At 34.4% G+C, this 17,375-nt stretch carries 17 protein-coding genes and 1 riboswitch; of the genes, 10 read left to right on the forward strand and 7 right to left on the reverse strand.

Going from position 1 to position 17,375, the window contains the following annotated elements; translation table 11 throughout:
* Positions 1-57 precede the first annotated feature (57 nt).
* Positions 58-244, forward strand: a riboswitch (Lysine riboswitch).
* 118 nt (positions 245-362) lie between these two features.
* The 4 genes from AC1RNS_RS05610 (at position 363) to AC1RNS_RS05625 (ending at position 3,380) form a co-directional block, all read left to right on the forward strand.
* On the forward strand, positions 363-1,229 hold the full coding sequence (locus AC1RNS_RS05610; RefSeq protein WP_492991356.1) for a transporter substrate-binding domain-containing protein: 867 nt from the start codon (positions 363-365) through the stop codon (positions 1,227-1,229).
* Between the two features lie 189 nt (positions 1,230-1,418).
* On the forward strand, positions 1,419-2,144 hold the full coding sequence (locus tag AC1RNS_RS05615) for an amino acid ABC transporter permease (protein ID WP_283872673.1): 726 nt from the start codon (positions 1,419-1,421) through the stop codon (positions 2,142-2,144).
* A 12-nt stretch (positions 2,145-2,156) separates the two neighbouring features.
* Positions 2,157-2,888, forward strand: a complete 732-nt coding sequence (locus AC1RNS_RS05620; RefSeq protein WP_283872676.1) for an amino acid ABC transporter ATP-binding protein — start codon at positions 2,157-2,159, stop codon at positions 2,886-2,888.
* Between the two features lie 294 nt (positions 2,889-3,182).
* Positions 3,183-3,380 carry a DUF6501 family protein gene (locus tag AC1RNS_RS05625; protein WP_492991357.1) on the forward strand — a complete coding sequence of 66 codons (198 nt, stop codon included), beginning with the start codon at positions 3,183-3,185 and terminating at the stop codon, positions 3,378-3,380.
* 66 nt (positions 3,381-3,446) lie between these two features.
* Here AC1RNS_RS05625 and AC1RNS_RS05630 read toward each other — a convergent pair whose 3' ends face one another.
* Both AC1RNS_RS05630 and AC1RNS_RS05635 read right to left on the reverse strand, forming a co-directional pair.
* Complete coding sequence (locus AC1RNS_RS05630) at positions 3,447-4,511, reverse strand: toxic anion resistance protein (RefSeq protein WP_492991358.1); 1,065 nt, start codon at positions 4,509-4,511, stop codon at positions 3,447-3,449.
* On the reverse strand, positions 4,508-5,158 hold the full coding sequence (locus AC1RNS_RS05635; protein ID WP_492991359.1) for a 5-bromo-4-chloroindolyl phosphate hydrolysis family protein: 651 nt from the start codon (positions 5,156-5,158) through the stop codon (positions 4,508-4,510). Before AC1RNS_RS05635 ends, AC1RNS_RS05630 begins: the two co-directional genes overlap by 4 nt.
* A 449-nt stretch (positions 5,159-5,607) precedes the next feature.
* Here AC1RNS_RS05635 and AC1RNS_RS05640 point away from each other — a divergent pair, with 449 nt between their 5' ends.
* The 3 genes from AC1RNS_RS05640 to AC1RNS_RS05650 are packed head-to-tail and all read left to right on the forward strand — an operon-like array spanning position 5,608 to position 10,461.
* Positions 5,608-7,236: a GGDEF domain-containing response regulator gene (locus AC1RNS_RS05640; RefSeq protein WP_492991360.1), complete on the forward strand. Its 1,629-nt coding sequence runs from the start codon at positions 5,608-5,610 to the stop codon at positions 7,234-7,236.
* 26 nt (positions 7,237-7,262) lie between these two features.
* Positions 7,263-7,625 carry a response regulator transcription factor gene (locus AC1RNS_RS05645; RefSeq protein ID WP_492991361.1) on the forward strand — a complete coding sequence of 121 codons (363 nt, stop codon included), beginning with the start codon at positions 7,263-7,265 and terminating at the stop codon, positions 7,623-7,625.
* Positions 7,618-10,461: an ATP-binding protein gene (locus tag AC1RNS_RS05650; RefSeq protein ID WP_492991362.1), complete on the forward strand. Its 2,844-nt coding sequence runs from the start codon at positions 7,618-7,620 to the stop codon at positions 10,459-10,461. The genes AC1RNS_RS05645 and AC1RNS_RS05650 overlap by 8 nt, the downstream gene beginning before the upstream one ends.
* 583 nt (positions 10,462-11,044) lie before the next feature.
* Here the strand turns inward: AC1RNS_RS05650 and AC1RNS_RS05655 are convergent.
* Both AC1RNS_RS05655 and AC1RNS_RS05660 read right to left on the reverse strand, forming a co-directional pair.
* On the reverse strand, positions 11,045-11,326 hold the full coding sequence (locus tag AC1RNS_RS05655; RefSeq protein WP_492447445.1) for an acylphosphatase: 282 nt from the start codon (positions 11,324-11,326) through the stop codon (positions 11,045-11,047).
* A gap of 44 nt (positions 11,327-11,370) precedes the next feature.
* Positions 11,371-13,098 carry a methyl-accepting chemotaxis protein gene (locus AC1RNS_RS05660; RefSeq protein ID WP_492991363.1) on the reverse strand — a complete coding sequence of 576 codons (1,728 nt, stop codon included), beginning with the start codon at positions 13,096-13,098 and terminating at the stop codon, positions 11,371-11,373.
* Between the two features lie 91 nt (positions 13,099-13,189).
* Here AC1RNS_RS05660 and AC1RNS_RS05665 point away from each other — a divergent pair, with 91 nt between their 5' ends.
* Together AC1RNS_RS05665 and AC1RNS_RS05670 are read left to right on the forward strand one after the other, a co-directional pair.
* Complete coding sequence (locus AC1RNS_RS05665) at positions 13,190-13,513, forward strand: DUF1033 family protein (RefSeq protein ID WP_492991364.1); 324 nt, start codon at positions 13,190-13,192, stop codon at positions 13,511-13,513.
* 218 nt (positions 13,514-13,731) lie between these two features.
* A complete protein-coding gene (locus tag AC1RNS_RS05670) occupies positions 13,732-13,932 on the forward strand; it encodes a cold-shock protein (protein WP_004230088.1) in 201 nt (66 codons plus the stop codon).
* 175 nt (positions 13,933-14,107) lie between these two features.
* On the opposite strand, the gene AC1RNS_RS05675 is transcribed toward AC1RNS_RS05670, so the two are convergent.
* The 3 genes from AC1RNS_RS05675 to AC1RNS_RS05685 form a co-directional block, all read right to left on the reverse strand.
* Positions 14,108-14,914 carry a S1C family serine protease gene (locus AC1RNS_RS05675; RefSeq protein ID WP_492991365.1) on the reverse strand — a complete coding sequence of 269 codons (807 nt, stop codon included), beginning with the start codon at positions 14,912-14,914 and terminating at the stop codon, positions 14,108-14,110.
* 60 nt (positions 14,915-14,974) lie between these two features.
* The gene (locus tag AC1RNS_RS05680; protein WP_492991366.1) at positions 14,975-15,607 is read right to left on the reverse strand and encodes a hypothetical protein; all 633 of its coding nucleotides are present in this window, start codon (positions 15,605-15,607) and stop codon (positions 14,975-14,977) included.
* 62 nt (positions 15,608-15,669) lie between these two features.
* Positions 15,670-16,665: a S66 family peptidase gene (locus tag AC1RNS_RS05685; protein WP_492991367.1), complete on the reverse strand. Its 996-nt coding sequence runs from the start codon at positions 16,663-16,665 to the stop codon at positions 15,670-15,672.
* 189 nt (positions 16,666-16,854) lie between these two features.
* Between AC1RNS_RS05685 and AC1RNS_RS05690 the strand changes: the two genes are divergently transcribed.
* Entirely contained in the window at positions 16,855-17,325 is a 471-nt protein-coding gene (locus AC1RNS_RS05690; RefSeq protein ID WP_492991368.1) for a DinB family protein, read from the forward strand.
* Positions 17,326-17,375: the final 50 nt, after the last annotated feature.

Genomic DNA, 17,375 nt, shown 5'->3' on the forward strand with positions numbered 1-17,375 from the left:
TAGTTTTATAGTAGTATCTAATTATCAATTAAATAAACAAACCTCACATTCATTCTGTTGTGAGGTAGAGGCGCGGTATTTATTAGTTCATTGTTGAGTAAAAGCAAGCGAAGACGCAATGGAGAAGGAAATATCGCCGAAGTATAAAAGGAGCTCGTACTTTTATACTGGGTCTGCAGTGAATAAGTGCAGGACTGTCCTAGTAATTTGCTTTCCACATTTACTAGGTTGTGCTATCTCAGAAACATGGAAATTATAGTGAGGATTTGGGCAACTGTCAATTAAAGGTAAGACCTAAGTTCAAAGCTTAGGTCTTTTTTAGTACAGTTGTCTTATTTTTTTACAGAAAAGGGGAGTTTTTCATGAAAAGAAAATGGTTGTTAGTAATGATCTCTATCATGACGGCAATTGTGCTAGCTGCTTGTGGTGCTGGCGACAATAAGGATTCGGGTAAGTCTGGAGATGCTGGTGCTGATACAGGTGGATCAGAAGATGGCGGGCAATTCCGTATTGGGATGGAAGCAGGTTATCCTCCTTTCAACTGGACACAGCAAAATGATGAAAATGGCGCAGTGAAAATTGCAGATAATGCTGAGTATGCAGGTGGCTATGATGTACAAATGGCGAAAAAAATTGCTGAGGGTTTAGGCAAAGAATTAGTGATTGTAAAAATGGAATGGGATGGTTTAGTGCCAGCACTTCAATCCAATAAAATTGATGCTATTATTGCGGGGATGTCTCCTACTGAAGAACGTAAGCAGACGATTGATTTTACTGAAAACTATTATACTTCTGATTTTGTAATGGTTATTAAAAAAGGTAGTAAATATGAAAAAGCAAAATCAATCCAGGATTTCTCTGGTGCTAAAATTACTTCACAATTAAACACTTCAAACTACAATGTAATTGACCAAATCAAAGATGTACAAAAGCAAACGGCTATGGAGAACTTCCCAACAATGCGTGTAGCTTTAGAGGCAGGCAAAATTGATGGCTATGTAGCAGAACGTCCTGAAGGTATTTCAGCAGCAGCAGCTAATGATAAATTCACATATGTAGCGTTTGAAAAAGGCTTTGATACAGATCCTTCTAACACATCCATCGCAGTTGGTTTACGTAAAAATGATGCAAATCTTGACAAAATCAATGAAATTTTAAAAGGAATTTCAGAAGATGATCGTCAAACAATCATGGAAGAAGCGATTCAGCAACAACCAGCAGCACAATAACAAGAATGCACGGACTATTCGCTAGTCCGTGCAATGTCATTTCATCATTATTCAAGTAGAACCTCTCTGAATAATGATAATGTCTTAGCTAAACATTTCATAAATTGGTAGAACAAGCGTGTTTATTATGGTAGTTAGCTAGGATCATAAAGAAGAAACAAGCAACACAACGTTGTTAGGAGGAACATCATGAGTCTTGAGTGGATTATCTCTATTGTAGAGAACAACTGGCAAATGTTTTTACGAGGTGCGTATTATACCTTATTGATTTCGAGTATTAGTACAATTATTGGTGCATTTATCGGATTTTTCATCGGGATTATGCATACCATTCCGGTTCGTAAAAAAGGTGTAAAGTTCTACAGTTTAAAGCTGATTAATTTTATACTAACATGCTATGTTGAATTTTTCCGTGGTACACCAATGATTGTACAAGCAATGGTAGTCTTTTACGGATTAGATATAGCATTTGGTATTGACATGCATTTTATTACAGCAGGTATTTTAGTAGTTTCTCTAAACACAGGTGCTTATATGGCCGAAATTGTGCGTGGTGGAATTGTTTCTATTGATAAAGGTCAATATGAGGCAGCTTCAGCCATCGGTATGAATCATTTCCAAATCATGCTGCATGTTGTATTACCACAGGTTGCACGAAATGTTTTACCTGCAACAGGGAACCAATTAATAATGAATATTAAGGATACTGCTGTTTTAAATGTTATCGGTGTAACGGAATTATTCTTCCAAACAAAATCAATTGCAGGGAATAACTTCCGCTACTTTGAATCATTCTTTGTAGCTTGTGTTCTTTACTTTATTATGACATTTACGGCATCACGAATTTTACTATATGTTGAAAAACGACTTGATGGACCAGATGCCTATCAAAAAGAACAGAAAGAAGCGATATAGGGGGACGCACAAATGACAGTCATTAAAATCAAGCATTTAAGTAAATCATTTGGTCGTAACCAAGTGTTAAAGGATGTCAATTTTCAAGTAGAGAAGGGGGAGGTAGTTTGCTTAATCGGCTCCTCTGGATCTGGTAAATCAACATTACTTCGTTGCATCAATTTATTGGAAACGCCAAGCGGTGGACAGATTATCTACAAAGGTGAAAATATTCTGGATGACAAACATAACATTCAAAAATATCGTACACATTTAGGTATGGTTTTCCAGCAGTTTAATTTATTTAACAACCATAATGTATTGAACAATTGTACAGTTGGTCAAATAAAAGTATTAAAGCGTTCAAAATCAGAAGCTGAAAAAACAGCTTTAGAATATTTAAAAATTGTTGGTATGGATCAATATGTAAATGCGAAGCCAAGACAGCTATCTGGCGGACAAAAACAGCGTGTGGCTATCGCGCGTGCACTATCGATGAGTCCAGATGTAATGCTGTTTGATGAGCCGACATCTGCGCTCGATCCAGAAATGGTAGGGGAAGTATTAAAGGTTATGCGTCAGCTTGCAGATGCAGGAAATACGATGTTAATCGTGACACATGAAATGGAGTTTGCAAAAGAAGTAGCAGATCGGGTCGTATTTATGGATAAAGGCGTAATTGTAGAAGAGGGACCACCTTCTCAGGTTTTAGTAACACCTCAGCATGAAAGAACGAAAGAATTTTTAAAGCGTACTTTAAAATAAAGTTCATATAGGAATGAAAAAAGGTGAGTCCAATAATTGGGCTCACTTATTTTCTAGAATTCCATTCTGCATATAAAATAAAGCAAATTGCAAATGCTACGGCAATGATAAAAAACCATTGCGGTACACCACCAAAGCTCATATTAACACCTCAAAGTAAAAATTAATGATAAAGACGGTTGTTTATCAAGAAAATATGGTCTTCTATGGTTTTTTTCTCCACAAAAGATCTAAAATATTATAAAATAAGCAGTAGACATTAGCTTCATGCTAGTAAAGAGAGGTAGAGAGATTATGTTACACTTAAAATGGAAAGATGCGCCAACACTTCGCACAGTTACATGCAAGCATACAAATGCATCTAAATATTTAGTATCCAATGTATTGACGGTTGGAAAAAATTATGAAGTTAAAAATGAAACAGAAGAGTTCATCTTTATAATCGATAATACTGGTAATATTGGTGGCTACTATAAAGACTATTTTGAATAAGTTTCACAAGAGTAGGGTGGTTCAGGGGATTTCTGAACCACCCTTTGTTTCATGAAATAGATGGAACTAGTCTTTCTTATAACCCTTTAATTCAGCGACATCCTGTAGATGCTGTTTTTCTTGCTCTGTAGCTGTATGAAGAGCAAAGACATCCTGAATAGCCGTTTTGAGCTCTTGCTGGGTTTCTCTAAATTTTGAAACTTGCTGTTCGAAAGAGGGGCTCGTAAAGCGATCGTGTGTACGAGACAAACGTTCCTCTAGCTGTGCATAGTGTTGATCCATATTCATCGATAACATCATGGCCAGCTGATTTTTCCAAAGCGGTATAAGGGTAACAATTGAAAATTCAATTTTTTCTGCAAGTGTTTGGTTTGCTTGCTGAATCATACGTATTTGGGGTGCAGTTTGCAAGGCAACTTGTTGTGAAACTTGTAAGTCATAAATCCGTTGATCTAGACGCTCGATTTGAGCGGCTAAGTCATTAAGCTGTTGGACTGCAAGAGGTTGCTTCGCTGCCTGTACACTTTGTACCTTTGTCGGTAGTTCTGTCTCAATAGCTTGCTGCTTTTTCATTTGCCCTGCAGCAATCGCAGTGGCAAGCTCCTCAAAAAATCCTCTATTATGTGAGTAAAGATCCTCAAGCATCTCTACATCTTTTATGAGTTGAATCTGTGCACGCTCTAGCTGTACACCAATACGTTCGACCTGGATACTGATTCGTTCAAACTCTGTTAATGTTTGCTTAATTGGGCGTTCCGTTTTACTAAACATTTTTTTGATGAAAGATTGCTTTTTCGGCTCTAAGGCGTTAGGATCTACACGATCTAATGTTTGCATTAACGAATCTAGCATTTGTCCAATTTTGGTTACATCCTTCTGCTTCACCTGTGCAAGCATGCGATCAGCGAAGTGAGAAAGTGATCGTTGTGAATCTTGCCCTAAGGATAGTACAGATTCAAAATTTGCCAAATCAATTTGACTGGCATATAGAAGTGCACGACTTTGTGCAAGAGGCGATAGCGTTTCATACGTCGCCATCGCCTCGTTATTTGTTGTTTCTAAATAAGTATGTACAAGGGGAGAAAGCCCTTGTATCGTATTAAGCTGAAATGCATGATCATTTGCCGTCACTTATCATCGCCTCGCCACTCCAATTGTTCTCTTCTTCTATTATTGGAACGATTCGCGAATTCGATTTCCATTTGAAGGTGATCGATATCATTGGAAAGCGCATCCTTTAAATCAATCTGAATCGTATCATTTAAATCTGTCAATGTTTCCCTCGTTTTAGATAAAGTAATTTGAATTTCTGAATCCTTTACAGGCTGTTTCGATAGCATTGTGTATTTTTCCGTTAATTCTACAGCTGAAGGTAGATGTGCATAAAAAAATTGCTCTACATTATAAAATTTTCGGGGATCTGTCTTGACAATTTTTACAATATTTTTCGAAATACGCGTCATTTCAAGTAATTGCTTAAATGCTGCGACAGAACGTACACGTAAGTAGTTTTGGCTCAATGTTTGAATCTGTTTATTTGCTGTTATAATTTGGGTTTCAATATGTTTATATTCTTCTTTTGTTATACCTGTTAATTGCATAACTTTCTTCTTCTGTCTATGTTTCAGCAACGCTGTACTCGTCGCGTAAGTTCCAGCAAAAAATAAACTACCAAGGAAGTATCCTGGATTTGCCACAATTGCTGAGATAGAAACAGTTGTTAGAGAAATAAAGAAGCTAGCGGTATGTCTAGTGAAAAACTGTTTGACACTAAGCATTGTTTCTTCCTCCTTGCTTTTCAATACGTCTATCTTCTTATACGAAATAATCGACACAAAGTTTCATCAAAAAAATAAACCTTACATAAATTTTACTGCTAATTGTTAATTTTCTCAATGATAATACTTAGAATGAGTGAAATCTTCTTCTACTTTTAATCATTCAAGAAAAGGTATTTAGTCTAACGATATCCACGACACAATATTATTTATCATTAAATGATTTGCATTACTATAGTTTTATCTTTTTCCATTTTTCTTGTGTCTATTTTTTTCTTATTAATTTATAGCTTTTTTATTAATAATGTTTTTTTGAAAAATAAAAAAATGATAATAGATCCCTTTGTACTATGTCTTTAATACTAAAAAATGTTCAAAAATATTCAATGGATTTTTTAAAATAGTAAGTTATACTTATGTAGAGTAAATATTGATAGGGGAGATAATTTATGGTAACAGAAAAATATCATCAAATGATTTATAATCGGATACATGAGAATTTTCAAAAATGGGATAAGTATGATTTTATTTTAGAAAAAGAATTATATACATTTTTACATAATCTAAAAGGGACAGCTGGTTCTATTGGATTAGATGAACTTACTATTATTGCTAGTGAAAAATTAGAAATGTTAAATGAAACTAGTGAGAAAAATTGGTCTAAAAATGATTGGCAGGCATATCTAGTGCCGATTATTGAAGGTATTAAATTTTACGAAACTAATATTTTGGAGCTTGGCGAAGAAATAGAATTTAACGCTACCCATAATTGCTATGAACAAGATTTTATATTAATTATAGATGATGATATTGTGTTCATTTCTTATATGAAAAATGTTTTAGAGAAAAAAGGCTACTCTGTTATGGTAGCCCACAATGGTAAACGTGGAATGGAACTAATTTATGAATTGCAGCCTTCTATCGTATTTTTAGACATTATGTTGCCTGATACTAGTGGTTTTTCTATTTTAAAAAATGTAAAAAAAATCAAGAAAGAGCGGATGTTTGTTACAGTGATAAGCAGTAATAACAGTAAAGAAAATAGACTACGAGCATTTGAAATGGGCGCTTTGGATTTTATGCCCAAGCCAATTGATCAAGACATATTAATTTCCTATGTTTCTAATCGGTTAGCATACAAAAAGGAATTAGAACATGCGATTGTCATTGACGAACTAACTCAAGTGTATAATCGTAAATTTATGGAATCTCAATTACAAAAATATATTAATCAATTTAATTATAATAAAGAGCCATTATCAATTGCTATTTTAGATTTAGATTATTTCAAGAAGGTGAATGATACATATGGTCATTTAGTTGGTGATGAGGTATTAAAAGGATTTGCTGCTCTAGTAATGAATTTTAAGCGAGAAGAGGATGTTATTTGTAGATATGGTGGTGAGGAATTTGTCATTTTAATGCCACAAACATCGGATAAGGAAGCATATACCTTAATAGAAAGATTACGAAAATCAATGGAGCACAATTTTTTCTTGGCGAACGGAGTAAGTTTCAATGTAACTTTTTCTTCAGGTCTTGTTGAGGCCACTCCTTTTAATCTTCATCCTAAAAAAATGTTAGAAGAAGCAGACCAAGCGCTTTATGCAGCCAAGCAAAATGGCAGAAATCAAACGATTATCTATGATAGTGTAGCTGATATAGTGAAAAAGAAAGTAAAAGTAAGGATAATCGTCATTGATGATGTTTACATTATTCGAAATCTATTTTTAAAGCACTTTGAAAATTTTGAATTAAGCGAAGAATATATGATTGAAGTAATGGCATTTAGTGATGGTATAAGTTTTCTTCATTCTAATTGGTATGATCCGAATTGTAAGTACATTATTTTATTAGATTGGATGTTACCGAATATGGATGGTATCGAAGTACTTAAAAAAATCAGGGAAAAATATACTTCTAGAGATGTACTTGTCTCTATGCTAACTGCTCGGATAGGAGAAGAATATGTGATGAGAGCTTTAGAAAATGGAGCAGATGATTATATTATCAAACCTTTCCATGTGCCTGAAGTATCTGAACGCATTTTACGATTAATTAATCGAGTATTTAGTTGATATTTAAGTAGAGAAGAGGGTGCATGATGACTAGAATTCTAGTTGTAGATGATGAAGAAATATTACGTATGTTAATACGTGATACATTGGAAGATTTAGAATTTGACATTGATGAAGCGGAGGATGGGAAAGAAGCACTGAAAAAAGTCAACGAATACTCCTATGATTTAATGATATTAGATTATATGATGCCAAATTTAACAGGAATTGAGGTGATCGAACAATTACCAGAAGAAATTAAAATGAAATTGCCCATACTAATGTTGACCGCTAAATCACAGGAAAGTGATCGTCATAAAGTTTTCGATATGGGAGTCGATTATTTTATGTCTAAGCCTTTTAGTCCAGTTAAACTAGTGAAATTAGTGGAGGAAATTTTAAATGTTTAAGCCAATTCCACTTCTGGAGAAAAGCATTCGTAGTCGATTTTTGAAAATGCTAGTCATATTAACACTTAGCTTTTTAATGATTCTGTTTATATTTTTTTTAGCTTTTAACGCAAGTAATACAAACTTGCAAAAGGAACGTGATTTAGTATATAAAAAAGCTCTATTGGTAGAGGATTTAGAAGAAAATTTTAATGGTATTTTTTTTCGTGCTAGAGGTTATTATGCCTTTCAAAATGAACAAGAACTAAAATTATTAAATGAAAATTTGGAAGAATTTGAGATATTATTACAGCAGTTCTCTCAACTGTCTCTTTCTAAAGATGAGAGAGAACTTTGTAACGAATTAGTTGATTTCCATTATAATTATAAAACGGTTATTCTTCCAGAGGCTATTAAGTTTGTAAAAGCCAATGACTACGAAGCTTTAAGAAATCTTTCAAATGGTGGAACAAATGACCTGGTAAATAAAGTAGTAGCATATACGAAATCATATAAGAAAAAAACGGATGCAGAATTAAACAATATTTTTGAAAAAACTGTTGATCAAGGACAAAAATTTACAATTTTTTCTTTATTTTTAAGTGGATTAATTTTATTGTCTGTCAGTATCATTCTTCGAAGAGTATTAAACAATATCATTCGTCCTATTGAACAATTAACACTTGCAACAAATGCCCTTGCTTCTGGTAAATCAATAGAACTTGGGAGTCTTGTCCAAAAAGAAGATGAATTGGGGATTTTAGCTAATTCATTCCTTAAAATGACACAGTCTATTCAAGAAAAAGAAGAGGTACTCACTACACAAAATGAAGAACTCTTAGCTCAGCAGGATGAATTACAGGAAAACCAATTACAATTACAGAATTCGTTAAATCATTTAGAAAAATATAATCAGCTAAATCATGTGTTAACTTTTACGTTAAATAAACAAAAGTTACTAGAAAATCTTCATAATTATTTAAATGACATTTATCAATACGATAAGAGTATACTTTATTGGATGGAAGGAAATGTTTATGCAACCAAAGGTTTAACTAGGCAAACTGCTTTAACACTTGTAGAAAATCTCGATATAGACAAACGCTTCAGATTAGAAGAAGAGAAAACATTCGTTATTAAACGTGAATTGGGATTAAATAAACAAGGAATAGCTCTTGAACCTTATTATGCATATGATCTTTATTCTTCTGTTTTGAATTCAAAAGGAGAATTAGTAGCTGTTTTGATGGCAACGCGTGAAGGACATCCACATAGTCATCAAGAAATCAATAATTTAAATGGCTTATTAAATCGTGTTTCCATAGCATTTGAACGAATTTTAATGTATGAAGAAGTGGAGAGGTCAAGAAAGTTAAATCAAAATATTATTGACAATGTAAATGAGGGAATACAGCTAGTATCAGCTTCAGGAGATACCATCTTAATTAACCGAGCTTTTTGTAGCATTATGAATTATCAAGATTTATTTGAAAAGCACTGTATATTCAAAAAAGACTGGCTAATGCATTTTCAAAATCTCAGTGCACAATCAGAGGAGTTAATCGAATTCTTTGAGACAACCATTATAGAAAGTTTTACAGATACAAGAAAGTTACGTTATTCAATTGTTGAGGAAAATCAAATTTTTATTGAAGTATATGCGACATGTTTATTTGAGGGAAATGAAAAAGTTGGGACAATATTTGTTCATCGTGATATTACAAGAGAGTATGAAGTTGACCAGATGAAGTCCGAATTAGTTAGTACCGTTAGTCATGAATTACGGACACCATTATCAAGTGTACTTGGTTTTACAGAACTTCTTTTAATTAAAAATTTAAAACCAGAACGTCAAAATAAATACATTCAAACTATTCATAATGAGGCTGTCCGTTTGACCAACCTTATAAATGATTTCCTTGATTTACAACGTATGGAGTCAGGTAAACAAAATTATAATATGCAATTATTACAATTGAATGAAATTGTATTTGAGCTTGTGAATCGTTTTAGGCATGAAAGAAAGCATCATATTCATTTAATTGATAAAGCTAGAGATGTGAAGATTTATGCTGATCAGGATAGATTAATCCAAGTGTTCACAAATTTAATTGGAAATGCAATTAAGTTTTCTCCTAATGGTGGAGATATAGCTATTTTACTGGAAAACAAAAGTAACATGATTCAAGTAAGCATAAAGGATGACGGAATAGGAATCTCTAAAAAAGATGTCGCTCAATTATTCCAAAAGTTTAAGCGAATAGATAATAGCTTGAGACGCGAAATAGGTGGAACAGGCTTAGGTCTTTCGATATGTAAGGAAATAATCATAAAACATGGCGGAGAAATTTGGATAGATTCTGAGGAAGGACAAGGTACAACTGTTTATTTTACTTTGCCACTTGAAGGTCAAAAATTCATATTGGATGAAGATGAAGAATTTAATGAACAAAAAGGCTTAAATGTATTGATTGTAGAAGATGATTTAAGCTTAGCTTTACTTTTATCTGAAGAATTAAAAAGCAAAGGCTTTACAGTTATCCATCATAATGATCCGAAGAAAGCTTTTGAGGATGCACTTCATACTCCATTAATTGGAATAGTGATAGATCTTATGCTTGGAGAAGACATGAGTGGATGGGATTTGATTCAAGAGCTAAAAGCAAGGGAACAAACCAAAAATATCCCAATAGTAATCTCCTCCGCATTGGACGAAGCAAAGGAAAAGGTAGAAGAGTATAAAATTGAAAAATATTTAACTAAACCATACTCTCCTGATGAAATTTCTAAGGTGCTTGTTAGCTTCTTACTCTCTGATTCAAGTCATGGTGATGTTATTTTTCCAAGAGATCATTAAGTAACTACCATTTTTTGATGGATAAGGAATTTACTAATAAAAATAAATGTGAAACGTTCTGTAATTTCGCTTTAAATTAATTTGAATCTAACAATCAAATATAACCTTAACATTCATGCACGAGAATTGTAAGATTCGTTAAAAAAATGGTGCTTTAAAAAAGGATAACTGATCAAAATTAGGCGAAAGGATAAAGTGACCTTTCGCTTTTGAGTTTTTTCTAACTTCTTATACATAATAGAAGCGGTGCAAAACGTCAGTTAGACGATAAATTTGTGAGTACTATTACACATTCTTCAGTTTGTTGAGTGACTTTTTATCAGTCTTATTTGACAGGCTTCTTCAAAAATGAGGAATCGTACAATTTGATGAATCTACAAATTTATGGATCTAATCAAAATTGAGCTTAGACTGCCAGCTTAATTATTAGCCCCACTCCTGAAAATATCGGAGTGAAAAGCATTGAAGTAATAACCTTAATTTTAATAAAAAAACTTGCCCCCAGCAACGTCAATTAAAATATACCTTATTCATTCGATAATAAACCTTGCTATAACAGCCTTACCCAAAGAAAAGAGCCAGACTAAACGATGTCTGACTCCATTCGTACATATCCTTTTAAATCATCATAAAGCTCTAAAGTAAATGAATTAGAATCAGCTTGCGGGCTTACGCCTTTTTGAACAAATACAAGGAATTCTTCTATTGCTTTTTTAGAGCCCTCTACTTCAACTTCAATCTGTTCCTGGTCATTAAGCTTACAATATCCTTTTAATCCTAGTTCAATCGCTTTTTGTTTAATGAAAAAACGGTAGCCTGTACCATATACATCACCAAAAAATTTAATCAGCGCTCGCTTGTTCACGCTAAAACCTCCTACTAGTTAAGGAGGGGAAGAGTCCCCTCTACTTAGTGCATTACACGTTCTTTTTCTAAATGAGTAATTAAATTATTAATAAAGTAGAGAACCTTCTCAGATGCCTGGTCAACTTCTTTTAAATGAATTTCGGCTTGCTGTATATGCCCAGCCTTATGAGCCTCTGCTGCTAATTTTGCTGACTCATGAACACGTATATGATAGGCATCTAGATCACGATAATCTTGTAAGTGTCCAAAACGTTCTACAGAGCGTGGAGACGTATACCATTTACCTAGACGACAATCTTTATGAGAAGATACATCACTCGGTTGTACATTTTCAAGTCCGAGGAACATATTATAAATTCGCCATTTCCATAAAATATGATCTGCCTTTGATAATTGTAATAGTGCTATAGACGATAGCTGAACATTATTTTTCGCAACGATATCATTACGGAAACGGTTAATTTCTTTTCCTAATAAGTGTATATCACTAGATGTATTATGACTATAGTCTCGAATATCATCCTGTAAATTGGATATTTCAATCATTCTTGCAGATACTTCGTCAATTGCAGCTGCCTGTTCCTGTGAGATAGCAGCCGTATTTGTGACATCCAGATTAATCCCTTCAATGGCGCTTACAATAGCGTTCAATAATGGCAACGATTCTTTCGCCTCAACGGTTGCATCTTTAATGATTTCTGTTGTTTCTGTAATGGAGTTAGATACATCATTCGAATAGCTTTTTAAATGATGGACGTTCGTGGAAACCTCACTTAGTGCTGAGACAGTGCCCTCAGCAAGCTTTCGAACTTCCTGTGCGACTACAGCAAAGCCTTTACCGTGTTCACCTGCGCGTGCTGCCTCAATAGAAGCATTTAGAGCAAGTAAATTTGTTTGATCAGCAATTTGGTTAATTAAGGTTACTACATGCTCAATATCATTTACTCGTTTTTGTAATTCTGAAAAAGACTCAACGATTGTCGTAAATGTTTCTTCAGTTTTGAAGATTTCAGATAATGCGTGCTCAATAGCATTTTTCCCTTTTACAGCATGGTCTACAGATTCCGTTGTTTTTTCAGAAATATGGGAAGACATGCGGGCAACCTCATTAATAGAAGCGGCAATTTCTTCTGTTGCAGCAGTAGAGGATTGGATTTCTTCATTTTGTTTATCTAAACTGAATACTAAGTCTTTCATGTACATAATTTTAGCGTTAACATCCATCAAAGAAGATACTTCTGCGACTACATTTTCAATAATTCGTTCTGTTAGGACTTCAACGAGTAACTCTTGATCGACATTGACAGCAGATTGGAAGGATTTCATGTATTCAAAAGCCTTATTCGGTTTCATACCAAAATTATGCAAAATATATGTAGTAATATAAAAGGCAAATTGATTAAAAACAACAATTAATTTACCAGGCTCGTACTGATTTTTTCGAAATAAATTGAAGAATTTAACTGTTTCATCCACATACTCATCATCACGGGTAGCTAAGAAAAATTGTGTTAAATATCGATTAATATTTCCTTCACTGATTGTTTGCTGAGAGGAAGGGGAGATTTCACTTAAATAATTGTTAAAAATAGCATTCATGGATGGAGTGATATCTTTTAATTTATTGTAAAGAGCCTTTAAATTTTCCTCATCATGAGAATTAAAGTGGTTAAATGCTAGCGTTTGGTGGAAACGGCCAGTTGCATTTAAATTGGTACCACGCTTTAATAATTCTTCGAGTTCTGCCTTCGGTCGAATACTTGAAAACATAAAAAAAATACCTCCCAAAAAGTATGAATAATAAGGTAATAATAGCATATTTCAGGGTGTTTTAATAGACATTTCAGGTGTGTTTGCTAAAATGAGAATATCTTATGACAGCAGGGAATGGGCAAATATGTATACAATACTTTACATGAAAGCTGATTATGAGCCTTGGTGGAAATTTGAAGGCTGGGAAGCTTTTATTCAAACGAATGAAACATTTGCAACAGAAGAGCAATTTAAATTGGCATTGGCGCAAAAATTAGAGTACTTTCGATTAACATACGACAATGAGGCGACAAAAGAAGAGAAATATTGGGCTTTTTGGTCAGAGGATGAGAGCTTTTATTGTGAAGCATGTGATGACGATGCACAAGTTTATCATGGTATTATAGCTTTAAAATCAGAAGAATTGAAATAAAATTTAGAAATTAAATAAAAAAACAATTTTCTTTATTTGACAAAATTATGAATGATGGTTATACTTAAGTTAACAATTTAATTGCTTCACCGGAAACATGAATTCACATATTACAAAAAGTGATCGCGTTAGTTCGGTACTCTTTGTAATATGTGAATTTTTTCATTCGCTGAAGAAATTACATATTGTTCACTTTTATTTTTTGGAGGTTTTCTTAAATGAAACAAGGTACAGTAAAATGGTTTAACTCAGAAAAAGGTTTTGGATTCATCGAAGTTGAAGGTGAAAACGACGTATTCGTACACTTCTCAGCTATCCAAGGCGAAGGTTTCAAAACTCTTGACGAAGGTCAAAAAGTAGAGTTCGAAGTTGTAGATGGCAACCGCGGACCACAAGCTGCTAACGTAACTAAACTTTAATTCTCAATAATTAAAATTACTTTCGTTAAACTTAAGGCATCCTATTTCAATAGGATGCCTTTTTTTGCATACTTTTTAAGATTAATGGTTTTTAAAATATGATAATAAATATATTATGTAAACTAAAGACCCGACTTATCTCCAAAAAATAGAGTATAAGCAGGAGCAAAGGGTCTTAATTATTGATAATACGATGTAATTCTTGAACAGGTACAAATAAACCTACACGACCATATGGCTCTTTTTTCATCGTGGCAAAGACAATTCCGATTACCTCACCATCATTATTTAACACAGGACTTCCACTGTTTCCTCGATAGACAGGTGCCTTCATCATCATAACAGGCTTTTGCCAATCCTCAAGATATGTTGATTCAAGTAGAGTGCCTTCATTAGCAATGCCCGTAAAGGCTAATGGATTGCCAATAAAATAGACATGTTCATTTTGACTATAGCTAGGATCTTCAGCAAGTGGAAGGGAAGGTAGTTCATCACCAGTTACTTGCAATAATGCTATATCAACATCAGGGTAACTTTGCACTAACTTTGCTTGCATAATGCCCTCCTCAGGAAAAATAACCGAAAGAGTATGAGCGTCTTCTACAACGTGGGCATTGGTGACGATAAGACCGTCTGGTGAAATGGAGAAACCTGTACCTTTACTAGTGCCTGTAGATACCTCCACCACTGATTTTTTATAGGTTTTTATATCGTCCTGCGCGGATAGCCTAGTAGATACCTTCAAAAATTCAATAGCTGGGATGGAGTAAATTTGAAAGATCACAGCAAATGTATTAATAAATAACACAAGTGCCATACTCCAGACAATCCATTTGATAATCGGTTTTTGTTTTTTAGGCTTTTTTCCTTGCTGGTGTTCTTCTTGTTCTTGTGCTAACACCTTTTGCTGTTCAGCAAGGACAAGCTCAATCAATTCTTCTTCCGTTAGTTCTTCCTCAGTTGACCTATGTATATCATGCATTCTTACTACCCCCTTACCCAAATTAAAAGGCGCCACAGCAGGACGCCTGTAAAGTAAATGTTAATTGATTTTCTGCAAGGTCGACGTAATAATAAACGGTTCCTCGTTATGTGTCACCATCGTGTCTTCTATACGGATTAGGCCAATGTTTTTCGCAAAATATTTTGTAGTCGTTAGCGTATCTATTGTACATGTTAGCTGAATAACATCACGATAGTCAGTGGTGCCAATCTTGATTGAAGCGGTCGTTGATTGGATTGTCCAGCCATTAAAGCGATGACCGACTGTTAAGGGCTTCTGTAAGATGGTTTCCATCACTGGCAATGAGGCTACTTCTTGTGAGGAAGGTAGTTTGGGATTACCATCTATCACTTCCTTATAGACAAGTTCAATGGCCATATCTGTAATTCGATAAATCTTTAAAAATCTGACACCACCATTATCTTCTACTTGAGCAATATGCTGGGTATCGATATAGGTTGTTTCGAGTGTGAAACTAGCAAATTCATTACCTTCTCCCTGAAAGTAAGCTGTTGAGCCATCTGGCGGAAAATAGGATGCAAGTGCAGCTTGTTCAGGTGTTTGTTGTTCAACTCCAGATGTATTGTTCAACGTTTCAGTATTGCTTACGTCACTACAGCCAATGAGTAATAGTGCAAGTGAAAGTATAAGTATAAGTACTTGTTGTCTCATAGGCAAACTCCTTCAGCTATTTTTTCTTTCATTATACGTGAAGTTTAACAGGCATACGAATGTTATGAATACCAGCTTTCTAAAAAACTAATCTGTTTTTGGGATGTATCAACACGTATACGTAAACCAATAGGCATGGCATGAAGGGGGTGCGTGTGGCAGCAATCAACTTCTGCAATAATAGGAATATCGTTACCATCAAGTATCTCTAGCAAGACATCATATGGCTTTCTCCCAGTTCCTAAATCGTCATATTGTTCATGTTTGCCTAAAATTATTGCAGCTACTTTGTCAAAAATGCCATGTAATTTAAGCATGGTAAAGTTTTTCTCGACAACTGCAATGGTTTTGGATGTATCCTCAAGCAATAAAATATCTCCTTCTTTTACTTGTGGAAAAAAGGGGGTTCCAATAAAACCGTACATCGTATTGATATTTCCACCTATTAGTCGTCCCTCAGCAATACCAGCCTGCACTGTAATCCAAGAATTGGGATGCTGTGTTTTTTCAGATGTTTTTTCTAACCAATTTAATCGGTCATCTGTCCAAATGGGTGGCATTGGCATACTGTAGGGAATTGATAGGGAGTGCATAAATATATCTTTAAAATATTGTTCCGTATATTGCACAAATGGTGGGAACTCACCAAAAGTTGAAGCAACAGAGGGACCATAAAAAACTGGGATTTCCGTCTTTGCATACATGCCAAGTAATATAGCGGTCACATCAGATAAACCAACAAGTATTTTTGGTTTTTGCTGGAATGCCTGATAATCTAAATAAGGCAACATACTATTAGCATTTGTACCGCCCATTGTCGGTAAAATCATTTTGATTTGAGGATCATGTAGTAGGGCATTAAATTCTTGAGCTCGTTCTTTGGGTGTACCAGAGCGATAAAAATCATTTTTACCTGTTAAAGCACCCTCACAAATAATTAAGCCAAGTGATTCCAGACGCTTCTTTCCACGTTCATAGCGAGCTTTTGCAGTTATAGTAGCTGGTTTAGAAGGCGAGTATATACCGATCATATCGCCTTTTTTTAAAGGGGAAAACATAAAATACCTCTTTCTTTTTGTTGTCAGTCAAATGCTATTATACATGATTTTACAATTTGATGTGCAACTACTTTTACATCGCGATAGATAACTTAAATAATATTATTATGTAAACTTGATTTGAAACTTGTAAGAGTGAATAGAATTTAATATGATAGAATGGAAATGATCAAAAATGGGGGCGCTTATATGTATCGACAAGTAGATGATTTTTTACAAGAGTGGTCAGCAGCATCACAAGGTACGCTTCAAGTATTAAAGGCTGTATCAGATGAAAAGCTAGAACAAAACATCGTAGAAGGCCACAGTACATTAGGGTGGCTAGGCTGGCATTTAGTTGGTGCAGCAGGTTATTTTAGTTATTTAGCAGGTTTAAAGGTGCTAATGATTCGACAAGAAGACCCGATTCCGTCTTCAGCTGCTGAGATTGCTGCGACTTATGAAAAGATTGCTAGTAGTATACAAGAGGAAGTAGCAAAGCTATCCAATGAAGATTTGCTAGAGGAAGTGAATGGTTTTACTAAACCTATGCCTAGAGGTGCATTATTACGCGTACTGATTGATCATCAAACACACCATCGTGGACAAATGACTGTACTGCTGCGTCAAGCAGGTCTACCAGTTCCAGGTGTGATGGGACCTACTAAGGAAATGCAATAAAATATAAGGCAGCAGTCAGACATATTCTGATCTGCTGCTTTTTTTATTTG

The sequence above is a fragment of the Lysinibacillus sp. GW821-FHT14F06 genome (assembly GCF_058803665.1).

What these genes read in the sequence shown, in the direction of transcription:
- AC1RNS_RS05650 (WP_492991362.1), top strand. Translation starts at nt 7,618, where the DNA reads ATGTTTAAGCCAATTCCACTTCTGGAGAAAAGCATTCGTAGTCGATTT.
- AC1RNS_RS05645 (WP_492991361.1), top strand. Translation starts at nt 7,263, where the DNA reads ATGACTAGAATTCTAGTTGTAGATGATGAAGAAATATTACGTATGTTA.
- AC1RNS_RS05675 (WP_492991365.1), bottom strand. Translation starts at nt 14,914, where the DNA reads ATGCATGATATACATAGGTCAACTGAGGAAGAACTAACGGAAGAAGAA.
- AC1RNS_RS05685 (WP_492991367.1), bottom strand. Translation starts at nt 16,665, where the DNA reads ATGTTTTCCCCTTTAAAAAAAGGCGATATGATCGGTATATACTCGCCT.
- AC1RNS_RS05670 (WP_004230088.1), top strand. Translation starts at nt 13,732, where the DNA reads ATGAAACAAGGTACAGTAAAATGGTTTAACTCAGAAAAAGGTTTTGGA.
- AC1RNS_RS05680 (WP_492991366.1), bottom strand. Translation starts at nt 15,607, where the DNA reads ATGAGACAACAAGTACTTATACTTATACTTTCACTTGCACTATTACTC.
- AC1RNS_RS05635 (WP_492991359.1), bottom strand. Translation starts at nt 5,158, where the DNA reads ATGCTTAGTGTCAAACAGTTTTTCACTAGACATACCGCTAGCTTCTTT.
- AC1RNS_RS05615 (WP_283872673.1), top strand. Translation starts at nt 1,419, where the DNA reads ATGAGTCTTGAGTGGATTATCTCTATTGTAGAGAACAACTGGCAAATG.
- AC1RNS_RS05690 (WP_492991368.1), top strand. Translation starts at nt 16,855, where the DNA reads ATGTATCGACAAGTAGATGATTTTTTACAAGAGTGGTCAGCAGCATCA.
- AC1RNS_RS05660 (WP_492991363.1), bottom strand. Translation starts at nt 13,098, where the DNA reads ATGTTTTCAAGTATTCGACCGAAGGCAGAACTCGAAGAATTATTAAAG.
- AC1RNS_RS05620 (WP_283872676.1), top strand. Translation starts at nt 2,157, where the DNA reads ATGACAGTCATTAAAATCAAGCATTTAAGTAAATCATTTGGTCGTAAC.
- AC1RNS_RS05625 (WP_492991357.1), top strand. Translation starts at nt 3,183, where the DNA reads ATGTTACACTTAAAATGGAAAGATGCGCCAACACTTCGCACAGTTACA.
- AC1RNS_RS05610 (WP_492991356.1), top strand. Translation starts at nt 363, where the DNA reads ATGAAAAGAAAATGGTTGTTAGTAATGATCTCTATCATGACGGCAATT.
- AC1RNS_RS05665 (WP_492991364.1), top strand. Translation starts at nt 13,190, where the DNA reads ATGAGAATATCTTATGACAGCAGGGAATGGGCAAATATGTATACAATA.
- AC1RNS_RS05640 (WP_492991360.1), top strand. Translation starts at nt 5,608, where the DNA reads ATGGTAACAGAAAAATATCATCAAATGATTTATAATCGGATACATGAG.